The 16680-nt window shown below is 67.4% G+C and carries 18 protein-coding genes; 10 read left to right on the forward strand and 8 right to left on the reverse strand.

From position 1 onward, the window contains the following. Window positions 1–6 precede the first annotated feature (6 nt). Window positions 7–465: an EVE domain-containing protein gene (locus ACG00X_RS10070; protein ID WP_394488006.1), complete on the reverse strand. Its 459-nt coding sequence runs from the start codon at window positions 463–465 to the stop codon at window positions 7–9. A 323-nt stretch (window positions 466–788) separates the two neighbouring features. On the opposite strand from ACG00X_RS10070, the gene ACG00X_RS10075 reads away from it, so the two are divergent. After that, entirely contained in the window at window positions 789–2657 is a 1869-nt protein-coding gene (locus ACG00X_RS10075) for a M48 family metallopeptidase (protein ID WP_394488007.1), read from the forward strand. 4 nt (window positions 2658–2661) lie between these two features. Here the strand turns inward: ACG00X_RS10075 and ACG00X_RS10080 are convergent, their stop codons facing one another. The 6 genes from ACG00X_RS10080 to ACG00X_RS10105 all read right to left on the reverse strand — a co-directional run bounded on the left by ACG00X_RS10080 (window position 2662) and on the right by ACG00X_RS10105 (window position 7167). Continuing rightward, window positions 2662–2970: a cell division protein ZapA gene (locus ACG00X_RS10080; RefSeq protein ID WP_394488008.1), complete on the reverse strand. Its 309-nt coding sequence runs from the start codon at window positions 2968–2970 to the stop codon at window positions 2662–2664. Beyond that, window positions 2967–3179: a DUF904 domain-containing protein gene (locus tag ACG00X_RS10085; RefSeq protein ID WP_394488009.1), complete on the reverse strand. Its 213-nt coding sequence runs from the start codon at window positions 3177–3179 to the stop codon at window positions 2967–2969. The genes ACG00X_RS10080 and ACG00X_RS10085 overlap by 4 nt, the downstream gene beginning before the upstream one ends. 14 nt (window positions 3180–3193) lie before the next feature. Beyond that, window positions 3194–3838 carry an endonuclease III gene (gene nth / locus ACG00X_RS10090; RefSeq protein WP_394488010.1) on the reverse strand — a complete coding sequence of 215 codons (645 nt, stop codon included), beginning with the start codon at window positions 3836–3838 and terminating at the stop codon, window positions 3194–3196. A gap of 19 nt (window positions 3839–3857) precedes the next feature. Next, complete coding sequence (rsxB, locus tag ACG00X_RS10095) at window positions 3858–4502, reverse strand: electron transport complex subunit RsxB (protein WP_394488011.1); 645 nt, start codon at window positions 4500–4502, stop codon at window positions 3858–3860. Beyond that, window positions 4499–5842, reverse strand: a complete 1344-nt coding sequence (locus tag ACG00X_RS10100) for a polyhydroxyalkanoate depolymerase (RefSeq protein WP_394488012.1) — start codon at window positions 5840–5842, stop codon at window positions 4499–4501. Before ACG00X_RS10100 ends, rsxB begins: the two co-directional genes overlap by 4 nt. Before the next feature lie 134 nt (window positions 5843–5976). Continuing rightward, window positions 5977–7167 carry an amino acid aminotransferase gene (locus ACG00X_RS10105; RefSeq protein ID WP_394488013.1) on the reverse strand — a complete coding sequence of 397 codons (1191 nt, stop codon included), beginning with the start codon at window positions 7165–7167 and terminating at the stop codon, window positions 5977–5979. Between the two features lie 113 nt (window positions 7168–7280). Between ACG00X_RS10105 and uvrB the strand changes: the two genes are divergently transcribed. The 9 genes from uvrB to tsaD all read left to right on the forward strand — a co-directional run bounded on the left by uvrB (window position 7281) and on the right by tsaD (window position 16082). Continuing rightward, a complete protein-coding gene (gene uvrB / locus ACG00X_RS10110) occupies window positions 7281–9410 on the forward strand; it encodes an excinuclease ABC subunit UvrB (RefSeq protein WP_394488014.1) in 2130 nt (709 codons plus the stop codon). Window positions 9411–9608: 198 nt separating this feature from the next. Then, the gene (iscR, locus tag ACG00X_RS10115; protein ID WP_394488015.1) at window positions 9609–10154 is read left to right on the forward strand and encodes a Fe-S cluster assembly transcriptional regulator IscR; all 546 of its coding nucleotides are present in this window, start codon (window positions 9609–9611) and stop codon (window positions 10152–10154) included. Between the two features lie 26 nt (window positions 10155–10180). After that, window positions 10181–11401: an IscS subfamily cysteine desulfurase gene (locus ACG00X_RS10120; RefSeq protein WP_394488016.1), complete on the forward strand. Its 1221-nt coding sequence runs from the start codon at window positions 10181–10183 to the stop codon at window positions 11399–11401. 20 nt (window positions 11402–11421) lie between these two features. Further along, window positions 11422–11814 (forward strand): Fe-S cluster assembly scaffold IscU, encoded by a 393-nt coding sequence (iscU, locus tag ACG00X_RS10125; RefSeq protein ID WP_394488017.1) that lies wholly within the window; start codon window positions 11422–11424, stop codon window positions 11812–11814. Between the two features lie 3 nt (window positions 11815–11817). Continuing rightward, window positions 11818–12141: an iron-sulfur cluster assembly protein IscA gene (gene iscA, locus ACG00X_RS10130; RefSeq protein WP_394488018.1), complete on the forward strand. Its 324-nt coding sequence runs from the start codon at window positions 11818–11820 to the stop codon at window positions 12139–12141. A 62-nt stretch (window positions 12142–12203) separates the two neighbouring features. Further along, window positions 12204–12749 carry a Fe-S protein assembly co-chaperone HscB gene (gene hscB / locus ACG00X_RS10135; protein WP_394488019.1) on the forward strand — a complete coding sequence of 182 codons (546 nt, stop codon included), beginning with the start codon at window positions 12204–12206 and terminating at the stop codon, window positions 12747–12749. 27 nt (window positions 12750–12776) lie between these two features. Then, window positions 12777–14621, forward strand: coding sequence for a Fe-S protein assembly chaperone HscA (gene hscA / locus ACG00X_RS10140; RefSeq protein ID WP_394488020.1), 1845 nt, complete (start codon window positions 12777–12779; stop codon window positions 14619–14621). A 10-nt stretch (window positions 14622–14631) separates the two neighbouring features. After that, window positions 14632–14970: an ISC system 2Fe-2S type ferredoxin gene (fdx, locus tag ACG00X_RS10145; protein WP_394488021.1), complete on the forward strand. Its 339-nt coding sequence runs from the start codon at window positions 14632–14634 to the stop codon at window positions 14968–14970. Window positions 14971–15047: 77 nt separating this feature from the next. Then, a complete protein-coding gene (tsaD, locus tag ACG00X_RS10150; protein ID WP_394488065.1) occupies window positions 15048–16082 on the forward strand; it encodes a tRNA (adenosine(37)-N6)-threonylcarbamoyltransferase complex transferase subunit TsaD in 1035 nt (344 codons plus the stop codon). Here tsaD and ACG00X_RS10155 read toward each other — a convergent pair. Beyond that, window positions 16079–16513 (reverse strand): Hsp20/alpha crystallin family protein, encoded by a 435-nt coding sequence (locus ACG00X_RS10155; RefSeq protein WP_394488022.1) that lies wholly within the window; start codon window positions 16511–16513, stop codon window positions 16079–16081. The genes tsaD and ACG00X_RS10155 overlap by 4 nt on opposite strands. Between the last annotated feature and the right edge of the window lie 167 nt (window positions 16514–16680).

Genomic DNA, 16680 nt, shown 5'->3' on the forward strand with positions numbered 1-16680 from the left:
GAGGCGTCAGGCGCCGCTCAGCCGCCTCAGCACGGCCTGCCATTGCTCTGGCGTGACGGGGGTGATCGACAGGCGACTGCCGCGTTCGAGCACGCGCATCGTCGCCAGCTCAGGAGCCGCGCGCATCTCGGTCAGCGCCAGCAAGCGGGTGGTCTCGCGCCATCGCACATCGACATGCAGCCAGCGCGGCGCGTCGGGCTTGGATTTGGCGTCGTAGTAGGGGCTGGCCGGGTCGAATTGCGTGGCGTCCGGATAGGGCGCGCTGCACACCTCGGCCAGACCGGCGATGCCCGGCTCGGCGCAGGATGAGTGATAGAACAGCACGCCGTCTCCGATGCGCATGTCGTCACGCATGAAATTGCGCGCCTGATAGTTGCGCACACCCGTCCAGGGCAGCGTGCCGGCACGCTGCAGATCGTGGATGGAGGCCTCGTCGGGCTCGGACTTCATCAGCCAGTAGTTCATGGGCCGATGCTAAGCGCGCGAAAGGTGTCCACCGCGAATCCTGGGGGCCGAGATCCTGAACACCCTGGGGTAATCAGGTGGGCGAGGTCAGCCGGACTTCGGGTTCATCTGACGCGAGACGATCACGCCCGTCCGGAATTTTCCAAGCCCTTGCTCATAGAGCATCGGATGAAGGAAATAAAAGCCCCGGGGACTGCGATGGACGGTGTGGATTCTAGGGCCGCTGACAAGCCCGTGCATATGTCAGGGCGACCGCCTTGCAACTCTGGCTAGGATTCGGGCACAACAGGGTCAAGGCGGCGATGCCGCCGGGAGGGAGCGTTATGGAGCACGCCGATTTCGTGCACATGGTGAGGGTCAGCGAACAGGCCAGTGCGCAGGACAGCCAGGCGTATCGCCGCGGTGTGGCGCTCTTTGCGGCGCTGGGCTATGCATGGGTCATCGGGTGCCTCGTGTTGGCGGGTGGCCTGGTGGTGTGGCTGGTGCCGCAGCTGCTGCACGGCCGTTTCCGTTTCGGGCTACTGTGGGGGCTCCTGGGCGCTCTGGGCCTGCTGTGGGCGAGTTTGCGGGCGCTCTGGCTGCGCTTTGACGCGCCGGAAGGTGTGGCCATCACGGCGCAGGAGGCGCCAGCCTTGTTCGATGCGCTCGAGCGCATCCGCAAGAAGGTTCGCGGCCCGGCGATCGATACCGTCTATCTGGACGGAGATTTCAATGCCAGCATCCGGCAGACGCCGCGCTGGGGGCTGTTCGGCGGCGCCGTCAACACGCTGACGCTGGGCCTGCCGCTGCTCATGGCCTTGGACAAGCCCAGGCTGCTGGCGGTGTTGACGCACGAGTACGGCCACTTGCGCGGTGACCATGGCCGCTTTGCCGCCTGGATCTACCGCACGCGCCTGTCATGGATGAAGCTGCACGAGAACCTGCGTGACGACGAGAACATCGCCTCTGCAGCGACGCAGGCCTTCCTGAAATGGTATTTCCCGCGCTTCGCGGCCAAGACCTTCGCCCTGGCCCGCCAGGACGAGTACGAGGCCGACAGGATCGCGGGGCGGTTGCTCGGCGGCGACGTGGCGGCGGCCGCGCTCGTCGAGATTGAGGTCAAGAACGCCTGGCTGCATCAGCGCTTCTGGGCCGACCACTGGCGGCGCGCGGCGAACGCCGAGTTGCCGGTCGGGCCCTTCGAATCGATGCGGGCGCAATTGAGCCTGGCACCGGAGCCCGGCTTTGCGCAGGAGGCGCTGCGGCTTGCGCTGGCCCGCCTGAGCGACCTGGACGACACCCACCCCGGCCTGCGTGACCGGGTGGCCGCGCTGGGCGTGCAGCCGGTGCTGCCGGACTGGTCGCGGCGCGGTGCGCTGTCGCTGCTCGGCGATGGCGCAGCGCGCTGGATCGCCCATTTCGACAAGCAGTGGTGCAAGGAGAACGCCAGCCGCTGGAAGCTGCAGCATGCTTGGCTCGGCCGGGTGCGGGAGCGCGTGAAGCTGCTGGCGGCGTCTCGCGCCACCAGCAGTGCCGGCGAGCTCGTGGAGGAGGCGTCGCTGAGCCGGCAACTCGACCCGAAGATCGAGCTGCGCCCTCTGTACGAACTCGCGTTGCAGCGCAGCGCCGAGCATCCGGCCGCGCTGCAGGGGCTGGTGCAGACGCTGCCCGAAGGCGACCGCGTCGCCCGCCTGCAGGCGCTCCAGCGCCTGTGGACCGCCAGCCAGGACTACCGCTGGTGGGCCACCCGCATGGCGGTTGACGAACTGGAGACGCCACGGCCTGGCTTCGCGCACGACGCGGCGGCGCTGAAGCTGTGGCGCGACCGGCGCAAGGACGCGGCCGAAGCGGAGGAGCGGGCCTGGGAGGAGTTGCGTGATCCGTCGTACTTCTCGCGGGTCACGCGGCACGACCTGTCCTCCTTCGAGCTGGGCGAGGTGCAGGCAGAGCTGTCGCGCTGCCAGCCGGTGGTGCGGGCCTGGCTGGTATGCAAGGCGCTGCGGGAGTTTCCGCGCCGCCGGGCCTACCTGGCGTTCGTCGAGCTGCCGGCACTGAGCGACGAGGACCGGTACGACCTGTGCCGCTGGCTGGAGCGCACGCTGAGCGTGCCGGGCCCGGTGCTCGTGCTGTGGGCGGGTGAGTCCCCGACGCTCGATGAAATCCGCCGGGGCGCCTTCGAGCCGATCTATCCCCAGATCGGCAGCGCGTCGTGACGCTTCAGAGGAGCTGGCCGTCGTGGCCCAGCGCCTCGTCCAGCCGCTTGATCAGCGGGTCGATCTCGGGGAACTCGTTGGGCGCCACCGGTGGCGCCACGGGCGTTTCGCGTGGCGCGTCGGCGAGCTGGTAGGCCAGGTTCAGCGCGGCCAGCACGGCGATGCGCTCGCGCGCCTTGACCTTGCCGCCGTCGCGGATGGCGCTCATCTCCCGGTCGACCTGCGCAACGGCGGCCGTCAGCGCCGCTTCGCCGCCGGGCGGGCAGCCGAGCAGATAGCTCTGGCCCATGATGGTGACTTCCATCTGCTTCATGCGTCTTCGTCTTTCGGGGCTTCGGCCGGGAGCCGCTCGAGGAGGGCGTCCACGCGTGCGCGCGCGGCACTGAGTCGCGAGCGCAGGCTGTCCCGCTCTTGGGTGATGGCGGTGAGTTGCACCTGCAGCAGCAGGTTGGTGCGCAGGATTTCGTCGTGTCGCACGAGCAGGCGCTCAACGCGGTCGGTCAGGTCGGTCAGGCTGGCCATGGAGGGGCTCGTGATCAGGCAGTGGCAGATTTTAAGTGGCGGCCGTGATCGCATTCGTTGATCACGGCGCAGGCGTGGCACAGCGGCTTGCGGGCCTGGCAGACGTAGCGCCCGTGCAGGATGAGCCAGTGGTGGGCGTCGACGAGGTAGGCCTCGGGGACGCGGTCCAGCAACGCGAGCTCGACGGCCAGTGGCGTCTTGCCCGGTGCCAGCCCGGTGCGGTTGCCGACGCGAAAGATGTGGGTGTCGACCGCCAACGTGGGCTCGCCGAAGCCCACGTTGAGCACCACATTGGCCGTCTTGCGGCCGACGCCGGGCAGCGCTTCGAGCGCCTCGCGCGAGCGCGGCACCTCGCCGCCATGCTGCTCGATGAGGATCTGGCAGGTCTGCAGCAGGTGGCGGGCCTTGCTGCGGTACAGGCCGATGGTCTTGATGTAGTGCTCCAGCCCCTCGGTGCCCAGGGCCAGCACTTGGGCCGGCGTATGGGCCACTGCAAACAGCCGGCGGGTGGCCTTGTTCACGCCCACGTCCGTGGCCTGGGCGGACAACAACACGGCGGTCAGCAGTTCAAAGACGCTGGCGTACTCCAACTCCGTCTGCGGTGACGGGTTGGCGGCCTTCAAGGTGGCGAAGAAGCGTTCGACTTGGCTCGCGTTCATGCGCGGATTGTCGAGCGCGTCAGCCGCGCTTGGCCCGGGCGCGGGCCAGGGCGGCCTCGATGACGGCACGCTTGCGGTCCAACTGAGCGGGGTCGCTGATGACGGAGGCCGCCGGCAGGTCGGCGAGCTTGGCTTCGGCTTTCGCGATCAGCCGTGCGTCGTTCTCGACCGTTTCACGGTGGCGGCGGAACTGCCGGAAGTCGTAGCGCTCGCGCGCCTCGTTCGCCTGCGCCTGGCTCCAGGCGGCCCAGCCTGTGGCCGTGGTCACCTCCGGCATGGAGATGCAGTCGACCGGGCAGGCCGGCACGCACAGCTCGCAGCCGGTGCATTGCGATGCGACGACGACGTGCATGGCCTTCGGCGCGCCGACGATGCAGTCGGCCGGGCAGGCCTTGATGCACAGCGTGCAGCCGATGCACCAGTCCTCGTCGATGACGGCCACGCCCCGCGTCGCTTCGATGCCGTTGACCGGGTTCAGCGGCAGGGCGGGGCGCCCGGTGAGGGCTGCCAGCCGGGCGACGCCTTCAGCGCCGCCGGGTGGGCATTGGTTGATGTCCGCGTCGTTCGTGGCGAGTGCCTGCGCGTAGCTGCGGCAGTCTGGGTAGCCGCAGCGCGTGCATTGCGTCTGCGGCAGCGCGGCGTCGATGAGGTCGGCGAGGCTCACGCCGAACGACTGCGCGAACGCTTGGGCGCGGCGGTCTTGACCGGCGCCTTTGCCGCCGCCTTGACGGGTGCGGCCTTGGCCGTCTGCTTCAGCGGCGCGGCCTCGTACTTGGCGATGAAGTCGCGCACCTCGGGGTAGACGTTGTCGCGCCAGCGGCGGCCCGAGAAGATGCCGTAGTGGCCGGCGCCCTTGGCGTCGTAGTGAAGCTGGTGCTGCCTGGGGACGCCCGAGCACAGGTCGTGCGCGGCGCGCGTCTGGCCGGCACCGGAGATGTCGTCGAGTTCGCCTTCGACGGTCAGCAGCGCGGTGGTGCTGATGTCCTGCGGTCGCACCAGCGCGCCGTCGACCTGCCAGGTGCCGTTGACGAGGGCGAAGTCCTGGAACACGGTCTTGATGGTGTCCAGGTAGTACTCGGCCGGCATGTCCAGCACGGCGTTGTATTCGTCGTAGAACTTGCGGTGGGCCTCGGCGCTGTCGTCATCGCCGCGCACGAGGTCCAGGAAGTAGTCGTAGTGCGAGGAGAGGTGGCGGTCCGGGTTCATCGCGACGAAGCCGGTGTGCTGCAGAAAGCCGGGGTACACGGCGCGGCCGGCACCTGGGAAGTTGGTCGGCACGCGGTAGATGACGTTGGCCTCGAACCAGCCGAAGCTGCGGTTCATGGCGAGGTTGTTGACCGCCGTCGGGCTCTTGCGGGCGTCGATGGGGCCACCCATCATCGTCATGCTGCGCGGTGTCGGCTCGCCGGCCGACGCCATCAGCGAAATGGCCGCCAGCACGGGCACGGTGGGCTGGCAGACGGAGATGACGTGGCTGTCCGCGCCGCCCACGAGCCGGATGAACTCCTGAACGTAGCGGATGTAGTCATCCAGATGGAAGGCCCCCACTTCCAGCGGCACCATGCGTGCGTCAGTCCAGTCGGTGATGTAGACCTTGTGGTCCTTCAGCAGTTGCTTGACCGTGTCGCGCAGCAGCGTGCTGTGGTGGCCGGACAGCGGCGCGACGACCAGCACCGTCGGCTGGTCCTTCATCTTGGCCAGCACCGCCGGGTCGTCGGTGTAGCGCTTGAAGCGCAGCAGCCGGCAGAACGGCTTTTCCAGTGCGACGAGTTCCTGCACGGCCACATCAACGCCGTCGACCTCGACGGACTTGATGTTGAACTCGGGCTTTTCGTAGTCCTTGGCCAGCCGGTGCATCAGGTCCAGCCCGGCCGACAGGCGCTGCGACATCGGCGTGTGCGCGAACGGCGACAGCGGGTGGCTGTAGAGCTTGGCCGACGCGGCCGCGAACTCGGAAAAAGGACTGAGCAGGGCGCGCTGGGTTTCGAAGAGCTGATACAGCATGGCCGGCCTTGGCAAGGGTCAGGGGAACCCGATGGTGCCAGAAATCGCTTGCAGATTTGTGCGCTGCAGCAATGGGATCGGCGGCCGGGCCGCCGATCCGTCGCCCATCGGGGCTGGTGCTGGGCTGCTGGCGTTCAGCTCTTCATGACGGCCGCCATGGCCGCGGCGACCGTCGGGAGGTTGCCTTCATTGAGCGCGGCCACGCAGATGCGGCCGGAGTCGACGCCGTACACGCCGAACTCGTCGCGCAGCCGCTGCATCTGCGCCGCAGCGAGACCGGAGTAGCTGAACATGCCCAGCTGCTCGGTGACGAAGCTCAGATCCTGCGTGACGCCGGCCGCCTTCAGCGCCGCCACCAGCGCGCCGCGCATGGCCTTGATGCGGGTGCGCATGCCGGCGAGCTCTTCCTCCCACAGCGCGCGCAGCTTGTCGTCCGACAGCACCTGGGCCACGACCTGGGCGCCGTGCGTCGGCGGGTTGGAGTAGTTCGTGCGGATCATGATCTTCAGCTGCGACAGCACGCGGGTGGCTTCCTCGTCGCTGCTGCACACCACGCTGAGCGCGCCGACACGCTCGCCATACAGCGAGAAGCTCTTGGAGAAGCTGGTCGACACGAAGAATCCGATGCCGGCGGCCAGGAACTGGCGCACCGCCTCGCCGTCTTCCTTCAGGCCGAAGCCAAAGCCCTGGTAGGCCATGTCGAGGAAGGGCGTCAGGCCCTTGGCCTTGACCACGGCGACCACTTCGGCCCACTGGGCGGCAGTGATGTCGTAGCCGGTCGGGTTGTGGCAGCAGGCGTGCAGCACGACGACCGTGCCGCTAGGTGCGGCGTTCAGGGCGGCCAGCATGCCGGCGAAGTTCACGCCCTTGTTGGCGGCGTCGTAGTAGTGGTAGGTTTCGACCTTGAAGCCGGCCTGCGTGAACAGCGCGCGGTGGTTCTCCCAGCTCGGGTCCGAGATGAGGACCTTGGCGCTGCCGTTGAGCTGCTTGAGGAAGTCCGCGCCGATCTTCAGCGCGCCGGTGCCGCCCAGGGCCTGCACGGTGGCGACGTCCTTGCGTTCGGCGCCGAAGACGAGCTTTTGCACCGCCTTGTCGTAGGCGGCGATGCCGTCGATGGGCAGATAGCCGCGCGGCTTGGGGGCGGCGGCCATGGCGGCCTCGGCTTCACGCACGCACTTCAGCAGCGGCAGCTTGCCGGCCTCGTCGTAGTAGACGCCGACGCCGAGGTTGACCTTGCCCGGGCGGGTGTCGGCGTTGAACTGCTCGTTCAGGCCGAGGATGGGGTCACGGGGAGCCAGGGCGACGTCGGCGAACAAAGAAGACATGGAGGTTCCTGAAAAGGCGTTGTCAGCAGGGGAGGGTTGAAGAATCAGGGTCTGCGCTAACCTGCCTGATTCCGCAGCGCTGCGATTTTGCCCGTGAACCCAGGGAATCCCCCATGCAAGAAGCCTTGAACGCCATGACCGTCTCCTCGGGAGACACCGAGGAGCGCAAGGGCGAATTCGTCAGCTTCGAAGGCTCCCCGTTTCAGCTGTTCCAGCCTTTCCCGCCGGCGGGGGATCAGCCCACGGCCATCGGCCAGCTGGTAGACGGCATCAACGACGGATTGAGCTACCAGACACTCCTGGGCGTGACCGGCTCGGGCAAGACCTTCACGATGGCCAACGTCATCGCCCGGCTGGGCCGGCCGGCCATCATCTTTGCGCCCAACAAGACGCTCGCCGCGCAGCTCTACAGCGAGTTCCGGGATTTCTTTCCGAACAACGCGGTCGAGTACTTCGTCAGCTACTACGACTACTACCAGCCCGAGGCCTATGTGCCGCAGCGCGACCTCTTCATCGAGAAGGACAGTGCGATCAATGAGCACATCGAGCAACTGCGGCTGTCCTGCACGAAGAGCCTGCTCGAGCGGCGCGACGTCGTGATCGTCGCGTCCGTCTCGGCCATCTACGGCATCGGCTCGCCGGCGGACTACCACCAGATGGTCATGACGCTGCGCGTGGGCGACAAGCTGGGTCAGCGTGACGTGATCGCGCACCTGATCCGCATGCAGTACACCCGCAACGAGATGGAGTTCACGCGCGGGCACTTCCGCGTGCGTGGCGACACGATCGACGTGTTTCCGGCGGAGCACTCGGAGCTGGCCATCCGCATCGAGCTGTTCGACGACGAGGTCGACGGCCTGGCGCTGTTCGACCCCCTGACCGGCCAGGTCCGGCAGAAGATCCCGCGCTTCACCGTCTACCCGAGCAGCCATTACGTGACGCCGCGCGAGCGGGTGCTGGCAGCGGCCGAGGCCATCAAGCAGGAGCTGCGCGAGCGCGTGGACTTCTTCGTCAAGGAGGGCAAGCTGGTGGAGGCGCAACGCCTCGAGCAGCGCACCCGGTTCGACCTGGAGATGCTGCAGGAGGTGGGCCACTGCAAGGGCATCGAGAACTACACGCGCCATCTGTCGGGCGCCCAGCCGGGCGATCCGCCGCCGACGCTGGTCGACTATCTGCCGCCGGATGCGGTGATGTTCCTGGACGAAAGCCATGTGCTGATCGGCCAGTTCGGCGGCATGTACAACGGCGACCGGGCGCGCAAGACGACGCTGGTGGAGTTCGGTTTTCGCCTGCCGTCGGCGCTGGACAACCGGCCGCTGAAGTTCGCCGAGTTCGAGCGCAAGATGCGGCAGGCCGTCTTCGTGTCGGCCACGCCGGGGCAGTACGAGCAGGACAACGCCGGGCAGGTGGTCGAGCAGGTCGTGCGGCCGACCGGGTTGGTCGATCCCATCGTCGAGGTGCGGCCCGCGACGCACCAGGTGGACGACGTGCTGCAGGAGATCCGCCTGCGCGTCGAGGCCAACGAGCGTGTGCTGATCACGACGCTGACCAAGCGCATGGCCGAGCAGCTGACCGATTACCTCAGCGACAACGGCGTCAAGGTGCGCTACCTGCACTCGGACGTGGACACCGTCGAGCGCGTGGAGATCCTGCGCGATCTGCGGCTGGGGGCGTTCGACGTGCTGGTGGGCATCAATTTGCTGCGCGAAGGACTGGACATCCCCGAGGTGTCGCTCGTGGCCATCCTGGACGCCGACAAGGAAGGCTTCCTGCGAGCGGAGCGCAGCCTGATCCAGACCATCGGCCGTGCGGCCCGCAACCTCAACGGCAAGGCCATCCTGTACGCCGACCGCATCACCGACTCCATGCGCAAGGCCATCGGCGAGACGGAGCGCCGCCGCGCCAAGCAGATCGCCTTCAACGAGGCCAACGGCATCACGCCGCGCAGCGTGCAAAAGCGCATCAAGGACCTGATCGACGGCGTGTACTCCGAGGAGGCTGGCCGAGACGACGCCAAGCTGCTGGCGGCGGCCCAGGTGGAGGAGCTGTCCGAAAAGGACTTGTCCAAGCGCATCGCCCAGCTCGAAAAGCAGATGCTGGAGCATGCGCGCAACCTGGAGTTCGAGAAGGCGGCCCGGCTGCGCGACCAACTCGCGCAGCTGCGCGAGCAGGCCTTTGGGGCGCGGGTGCACGACAACGTCGTGCCGCTCGATGCTGCGCGCCAGGGCGGCGCGGGGCGCTGAGGGCGTCGGCGCGGCTGCCGCACTGCAGCAAAAAGCCTGCTGACGGCGGGGGCTTGCCCGGCAGCGAGGACGCATTTCAGTAGTCGAGTAAAATAATCGGAAATGATTCGCTCGGCTATTGTCCCGGTTGTCCCGGGTTTACCCGATATCGAATGTCCTGGACTTTTGCGGTCCGGGCGCCCTCGCCAAGGAGTTTTTATGCGTCTCACCACCAAAGGCCGGTTTGCAGTCACCGCGATGTTGGACTTGGCGCTGCGCGAGAATACCGGCCCCGTGGCCTTGGCGGCGATCAGTCAACGCCAGCAGATTTCGCTGTCCTACCTGGAGCAGTTGTTCGGCAAGCTGCGCCGCCACGAACTCGTCGAATCGACCCGCGGCCCTGGCGGCGGCTATTCGCTGGGCCGCAAGGCCGAGGACATCACAGTCGCCGACATCATCGTCGCCGTGGACGAGGCGCTGGACGCCACCGGCTGCGGTGGCAAGGAAAACTGCATGGGCGAGGACAGCGGCCGCTGCATCACCCACGAACTCTGGACCAACCTGAACGCCAAGATGATCGAATACCTCGATTCCGTCTCCCTGCGCAAGCTCGCCGATGAGCAGCTGGCCAAGGGCTTCGAGGTCGAGGCGGCACCCGTCAAGCGCGCCATCTCCAGCCAGCCGGTGCTCAAGCCCATCCGCGTGACGGCGCCGAATTCGGTGTTCGCCCTGGGGGGAAACCTCAGCGGCGCGTTCAGCAAGTAAGAAGAACCAAGAAAAGTAGTCGCTCCATGGACATGACCCCGCACTTCCCGATCTACCTCGACTACGGCGCCACGACGCCGTGCGACCCCCGCGTCGTGGACGCGATGATTCCCTGGTTGCGCGAGCACTTCGGCAACCCGGCGTCGCGCAGCCACGCCTGGGGCTGGGAGGCGGAAGAAGCAGTGGAGCGCGCCCGTGAGCAGGTGGCTCAACTCATTGGCGCCGACCCGCGCGAGATCGTCTGGACCTCGGGCGCCACTGAATCGAACAACCTGGCGCTCAAGGGCGCTGCGCAGTTCTACAAGACGCGCGGCAAGCACTTGATCACCGTGAAGACCGAGCACAAGGCCGTGCTCGACACCATGCGTGAGCTGGAGCGCCAGGGCTTCGACGTGACCTATCTCGACGTGCTGGAGAACGGCCTCGTCGACCTGGAAGCCTTCAAGGCCGCGTTGCGCCCGGACACCATCCTGGCCTCGGTCATGTTCGTGAACAACGAGATCGGCGTCATCCAGGACGTCGTCGCACTGGGCAACCTGTGCCGCGAGCGCGGCGTCATCTTCCACGTCGACGCCGCGCAGGCCACCGGCAAGGTCGAGATCGACCTCGCCACGCTGCCCATCGACCTGATGAGCCTGGCCTCGCACAAGAGCTATGGCCCCAAGGGCATCGGCGCGCTGTACGTGCGCCGCAAGCCCCGCATCCGCCTGGAAGCGCAGATGCATGGCGGCGGCCACGAGCGTGGCATGCGCTCGGGCACGCTGCCGGTGCACCAGATCGTCGGCATGGGCGAGGCCTTCCGCATTGCGCGCGAGGAAATCGGTGCCGAGAACGAGCGCATCCGTGCGCTGCACAGCCGCTTGATCAAGGGCCTGTCCGGCATCGAGCAGACCTTCATCAACGGCGATCTCGAGCGGCGCGTGCCGCACAACCTGAACATCTCGTTCAACTACGTCGAGGGCGAGTCGCTGATCATGGGCGTCAAGGGCCTGGCGGTGTCGTCGGGCTCGGCCTGCACGTCGGCCAGCCTGGAGCCCAGTTATGTGCTGCGCGCGCTGGGCCGCTCGGACGAGCTGGCGCACAGCTCGCTGCGCATGACCATCGGCCGTTTCACGACCGAGGAAGAGATCGACTACGCCATCAGCGTGCTGACGGACCGCGTGGCGAAGCTGCGTGAACTGTCACCGCTGTGGGACATGTACAAGGATGGCATCGACCTGTCGACCATCCAGTGGGCGGCTCACTGAGCCCGGCAAGGAGAACATTCATGGCATACAGCGACAAGGTCGTCGACCACTACGAGAACCCCCGCAACGTCGGGAACTTCGACAAGGGTGACGAAGACGTTGGCACCGGCATGGTCGGCGCGCCGGCCTGCGGCGACGTGATGAAGCTGCAGATCAAGGTCAACCCGGCGACCGGCCTCATCGAGGACGCCAAGTTCAAGACCTACGGCTGCGGTTCGGCCATCGCTTCCAGTTCGCTCGTGACCGAATGGGTCAAGGGCAAGAGCCTGGACGAAGCGCTGACGATCAAGAACACGCAGATCGCCGAAGAACTGGCGCTGCCGCCGGTCAAGATCCACTGCTCCATCCTGGCCGAAGACGCCATCAAGGCGGCGGTGGACGACTACCGCGCCAAGCACGCGGCAACGGCCTGAACCATGTCCGTCACCCTGACCGAGGCGGCGGCCCGCCACGTCAAACGCTACATCGCCAAGCGCGGCAAGGGTGTCGGCGTGCGCCTGGGCGTGAAGACGACCGGTTGCTCCGGCCTGGCCTACAAGCTGGAGTACGCCGACGAAGTGGCGCCCGAGGATGTCGTGTTCGAGGGGCATGAGGTCAAGGTCCTCATCGACCCCAAGAGCCTGCCTTATCTCGATGGCACCGAGCTCGACTTCGTTCGCGAAGGCTTGAACGAAGGCTTCAAGTTCCGCAACCCGCGCGAGAAAGATCGCTGCGGCTGTGGCGAGTCCTTCCGTGTCTGATCCGACCTGAATGCTTGCTGAGCGCGGCAATGGCCGCGCTTTTTGCTTTTGTTGACGACCCCATGCGCCTGACCGACAACGACTTCCAGCTCTTCGGCCTGCCAGAGATGCAGGCTCAGGTGCGCGCCGACATCGATGCGCGTTGGAAGGTGTTGCAAGCCGAGGTGCATCCCGACCGCTTCGCGGCGCAAGGCGCGGCCGCCCAGCGGGTGGCGATGCAGTGGGCCATGCGCGTCAACGAGGGCTACCAGCGGCTGAAGGACCCGGTGAAGCGCGCGGCCTATCTGTGCGAGCTGCGTGGCGCGTCGGTGGGGGCCGAGACCAACACGGCGATGCCGGCGGCGTTCCTGATGCAGCAGATGGAATGGCGCGAGGCGCTGGACGATGCCGCGACCGAGACCGCGCTCGAGGCGCTCGACGATGACGCGGCCCAGGCCGAAGCCGCTGCGCTGGCGCAAGCCCAGCGGCTGCTCGACGACCACAACGACGCGCCGGCAGCCGCCGGGCAGGTGAGGGCGCTGATGTTCATCCAGCGTTTCCGCGCCGACATTGACCAGCGCCTTGCGAAGCTAGAAGACTTTGCGGGACAGGCCGCCCGAGCGAAGTGACTCGCTCTGTCCCCAACTGACCAAAAAATGGCTCTCCTCCAGATCTCCGAACCCGGCGCGTCGCCCGACCCGCACCAGCGCCGCATCGCCGTGGGCATTGACCTGGGCACGACGCATTCGCTCGTTGCCGCGGTGCGCCATGGCGTCGCCGAATGCCTGCCGGATGAGCAGGGCCGTGTGATCCTGCCGTCCGCCGTGCGCTACCTCCCCGAAGGCCGCCGGCAGATCGGCGCCGATGCGTTGGCCGCCCAGGCCGAGGACCCCGAGAACACCATCGTCTCGGTCAAGCGCTTCATGGGCCGCGCGGTGGCGGATATCGCCAACCGCGAGCGTCTGCCGTACCGCTTTGAAGACCGCCCCGGCATGCTGGCCATCGCGACGCGCGACGGTGTGAAAAGCCCCGTCGAGGTGTCCGCCGAGATCCTGGCCACGCTGCGTTTCCGCGCCGAGGACAGCTTCGTCGACGACCTGTTCGGCGCCGTCATCACGGTGCCGGCTTATTTCGACGACGCCCAGCGCCAGGCCACCAAGGACGCGGCCGAGCTGGCCGGCCTTAAGGTGCTGCGCCTCATCAACGAGCCCACGGCTGCGGCCATCGCTTACGGCCTGGACAACGCCAGCGAAGGCCTCTACGCCGTCTACGACCTGGGCGGCGGCACCTTCGACATCTCGCTGCTGCGCCTGACGCGTGGCGTGTTCGAGGTGGTGGCCACGGGCGGCGATGCGGCCTTGGGCGGTGACGATTTCGACCGGGCGCTGGCCGACTGGGCGCTGGGCGATCGTGTCGTCACGTCGGCGCATGACAAGCGCGCCGTGCTTGTCGCCGCACGGGTGGCCAAGGAGGCGCTGTCCAACGCCGACTCGACCGAACTCGTCGCTGCGCTGGATGCCGGCGAGCTGCGGGTGGCCGTCACCCGTACCCAGTTTGAAGAACTCGCCCAGCCGCTGATCGCCAAGACGCTGTCGTCGGTGAAGCGCGTGCTGCGCGATGCCAAGGTCAAGGCGGCCGACGTGCAGGGCGCGGTCATGGTGGGCGGCTCCACGCGCATGCCCGTCGTGCGCCGCGCCGTCAGTGAGCTGTTCGGCCGTGAGGTGCTGACCAACCTGAATCCCGATGAAGTGGTCGCGCTGGGTGCTGCCATCCAGGCCAACCAGCTGGCCGGCAATGCCGCCGACGGCGAGATCCTGCTGCTGGATGTGATCCCGTTGTCGCTGGGTCTGGAGACGATGGGCGGCCTGGTCGAGCGGGTCATCGAGCGCAACTCGACCATCCCCGTCGCCAAGGCGCAGGACTTCACGACCTTCAAGGACGGTCAGACGGCGCTCGCGGTGCACATCGTGCAAGGCGAGCGCGAGTTGGTCAGCGAATGCCGGTCCCTCGCGCGCTTCGAGCTGCGCGGCATCCCGCCGATGGCGGCCGGCGCGGCACGCATCCGGGTGAGCTTTCAGGTCGACGCCGATGGCTTGCTGAGTGTGTCTGCCGAGGAGCTGACCTCGGGTGTGCAGGCGGCCATCACCGTCAAACCCAGCTACGGGCTTGGTGACGACGAGATCGCGCAGATGCTCAAGGATGGTTTTGCGAGTGCCGAGGGCGACATGGCGGCGCGCAAGCTGCGCGAGGCGCGGGTGGAGGCCGAGCGCATGGTGCTGGCCACGCGCAGCGCGTTGGCTGCCGACGGTGATCTGCTGCCCGCCGCGGAACGCGAGGCGCTGGAGGCTCGCCTCGTGGCCTTGTCCGCGATGGACGCGGACGCCGATGCCATCGACGCTGCCGTCAAGGCGCTCGCCGAGGCCACCGAAGGCTTTGCCGCCGAACGCATGAACCGCTCCATCGCCAGAGCCCTGACGGGCCGCGATGTCAGCCAGCTCTGAGATTCACACCATGCCCGTCATCAAGATCCTTCCGCACGCCGAATACTGCCCCGACGGCGCCAGCATCACCGCGGCGCCCGGCACCTCGATCTGCGAGGCCCTGCTGGCCAACGACATCCACATCGAGCATGCCTGTGACCAGGTCTGTGCCTGCACGACCTGCCACGTCATCGTGCGTGAAGGTGGCCGCTCCCTCTCCGGCATGGAGGAGGACGAGGAAGACATGCTGGACCGCGCCTGGGGCTTGGAGCCCGACTCGCGCCTGTCCTGCCAGGCGCTGCTGCGTCAGCAGGATGTGACGGTCGAGATTCCCAAGTACTCGATCAACCACGCCAAGGAAGGCAAGTGAGCGCGTCGCCCGCGACGGGCAGCGCCCGAGCTGACTCGGCGCCCGTCGAGCTCGGCGGCGTGCCCACTCGCCAGCGCATCCTGGGGTTTGAGTCGTCCTGCGACGAGACGGGCGTGGCGCTCATCGAAGTGGAGGGCGGGCAACCGCCCCGGCTGCTGGCACAGGCGCTGCACAGCCAGATCGCCATGCATCAGGCCTACGGTGGCGTGGTGCCCGAGCTGGCCTCGCGCGACCACGTGCGTCGCGTGTTGCCGCTGGCCCGCGAGGTGTTGTCGCAGGCCGGCCTGGCGCTGCACGACGTCGATCTGATCGCCTACACGCAGGGGCCGGGGCTGGCCGGTGCGCTGCTGGTGGGGGCCGGGGTGGCCGTGTCGCTCGCGGCGGCGCTGGATGTGCCGGCCCTGCCTGTCCATCACCTCGAAGGGCATCTGCTGTCGCCGTTTCTGTCGGCCGACCCGCCGGAGTTCCCGTTTGTCGCGCTGCTCGTCAGCGGTGGCCACACACAGCTGATGCGTGTGGATGACGTCGGTGCCTACGAGATGCTGGGCGAGACCATCGACGACGCCGCTGGCGAGGCCTTCGACAAGAGTGCCAAGCTGCTCGGTCTGCCGTACCCGGGCGGCCCGCACCTGGCGCGCATGGCCGAGTTCGGCAACCCGGAGGCGTTCGCGTTGCCGCGGCCGTTGCTGCACAGTGGCAAGCCCGATTTCAGTTTTGCCGGGCTGAAGACGGCCGTGCTGACCCAGGTGAAGAAGCTCGGGCTGGACGGTGGGCAGCCTTGCGAGCAGACCAAGGCGGACCTGGCCGCGTCCACGCAGGCCGCCATCGTCGAGGTGCTGGTGAAGAAGTCGCTGCTGGCGCTGAAGGAGACCGGCCTGAAGCGGCTGGTCGTGGCAGGCGGCGTGGGCGCGAACGCTAAGCTGCGCGAGCAGCTGAATGCGGCCTGCGCGAAGCGAGGCGTTCGCGTGCACTACCCTGAGCTGGCGCTGTGCACCGACAACGGCGCCATGATCGCGATGGCCGCCGCGCTGCGGGTGCAGCGCGGCACGGCCGACGCGCGGCGGGACGGCGGGTTCGAGGTCCGGCCGCGCTGGGACCTGTCGGCCGCTTAGCTCACGGCCAGCTGGCTGGCTGCGCTGGCGGCGCGCTTGGCCAGCTTCAGTGTCAGCACGCCGTGGTCCAGGTTGGCGCTGGAGTCGCTCTGGCTGATCTCCTGCGGCAGCGTGAAGCTGCGCGAGAAACGGCTGACGGTCCGTTCGCGATAGATCACGCGCTCGCCGTCCTTGCGCTCGTCCTCCTTGCGTTGTTCGGCATCGATGCTGATGCGGCGGCCGTCGATGTTGATCTTGACCGCATCCTTGGCAACGCCCGGCATGTCCAGCTTGACGGTGTAGGCGGTCTCGGATTCGCTCACATCCAGCGCGGGGCTGCGCAGTGCGGCGCTGCCGGCGTCGCGGTTGTCGCCGAAGAAGCTGTCGTCGAAGAAACGGTCCAGCGAGCGGGACAGGTCGGACAGATTGCGATTCACGGGAACGAGGAACATGAGGATCTCCTTTGAGGTCTGAAGCTGCTCGTCTTGGCTCGGGAGCAGCGCCCGATGACCCCAAACTAGGCGCGGGTCGCGATGCTTCAAGAGGGTTGCGGCAGCCTGTTGACGCATGTCACATGAATCGGCGGGATGTGAGGGGCGCCCTCTTGAAAGCGGTCATG

The sequence above is a fragment of the Pelomonas nitida genome (genome assembly GCF_043555975.1).
In the GTDB taxonomy this organism is placed as follows: Bacteria; Pseudomonadota; Gammaproteobacteria; order Burkholderiales; family Burkholderiaceae_C; genus Pelomonas; species Pelomonas nitida.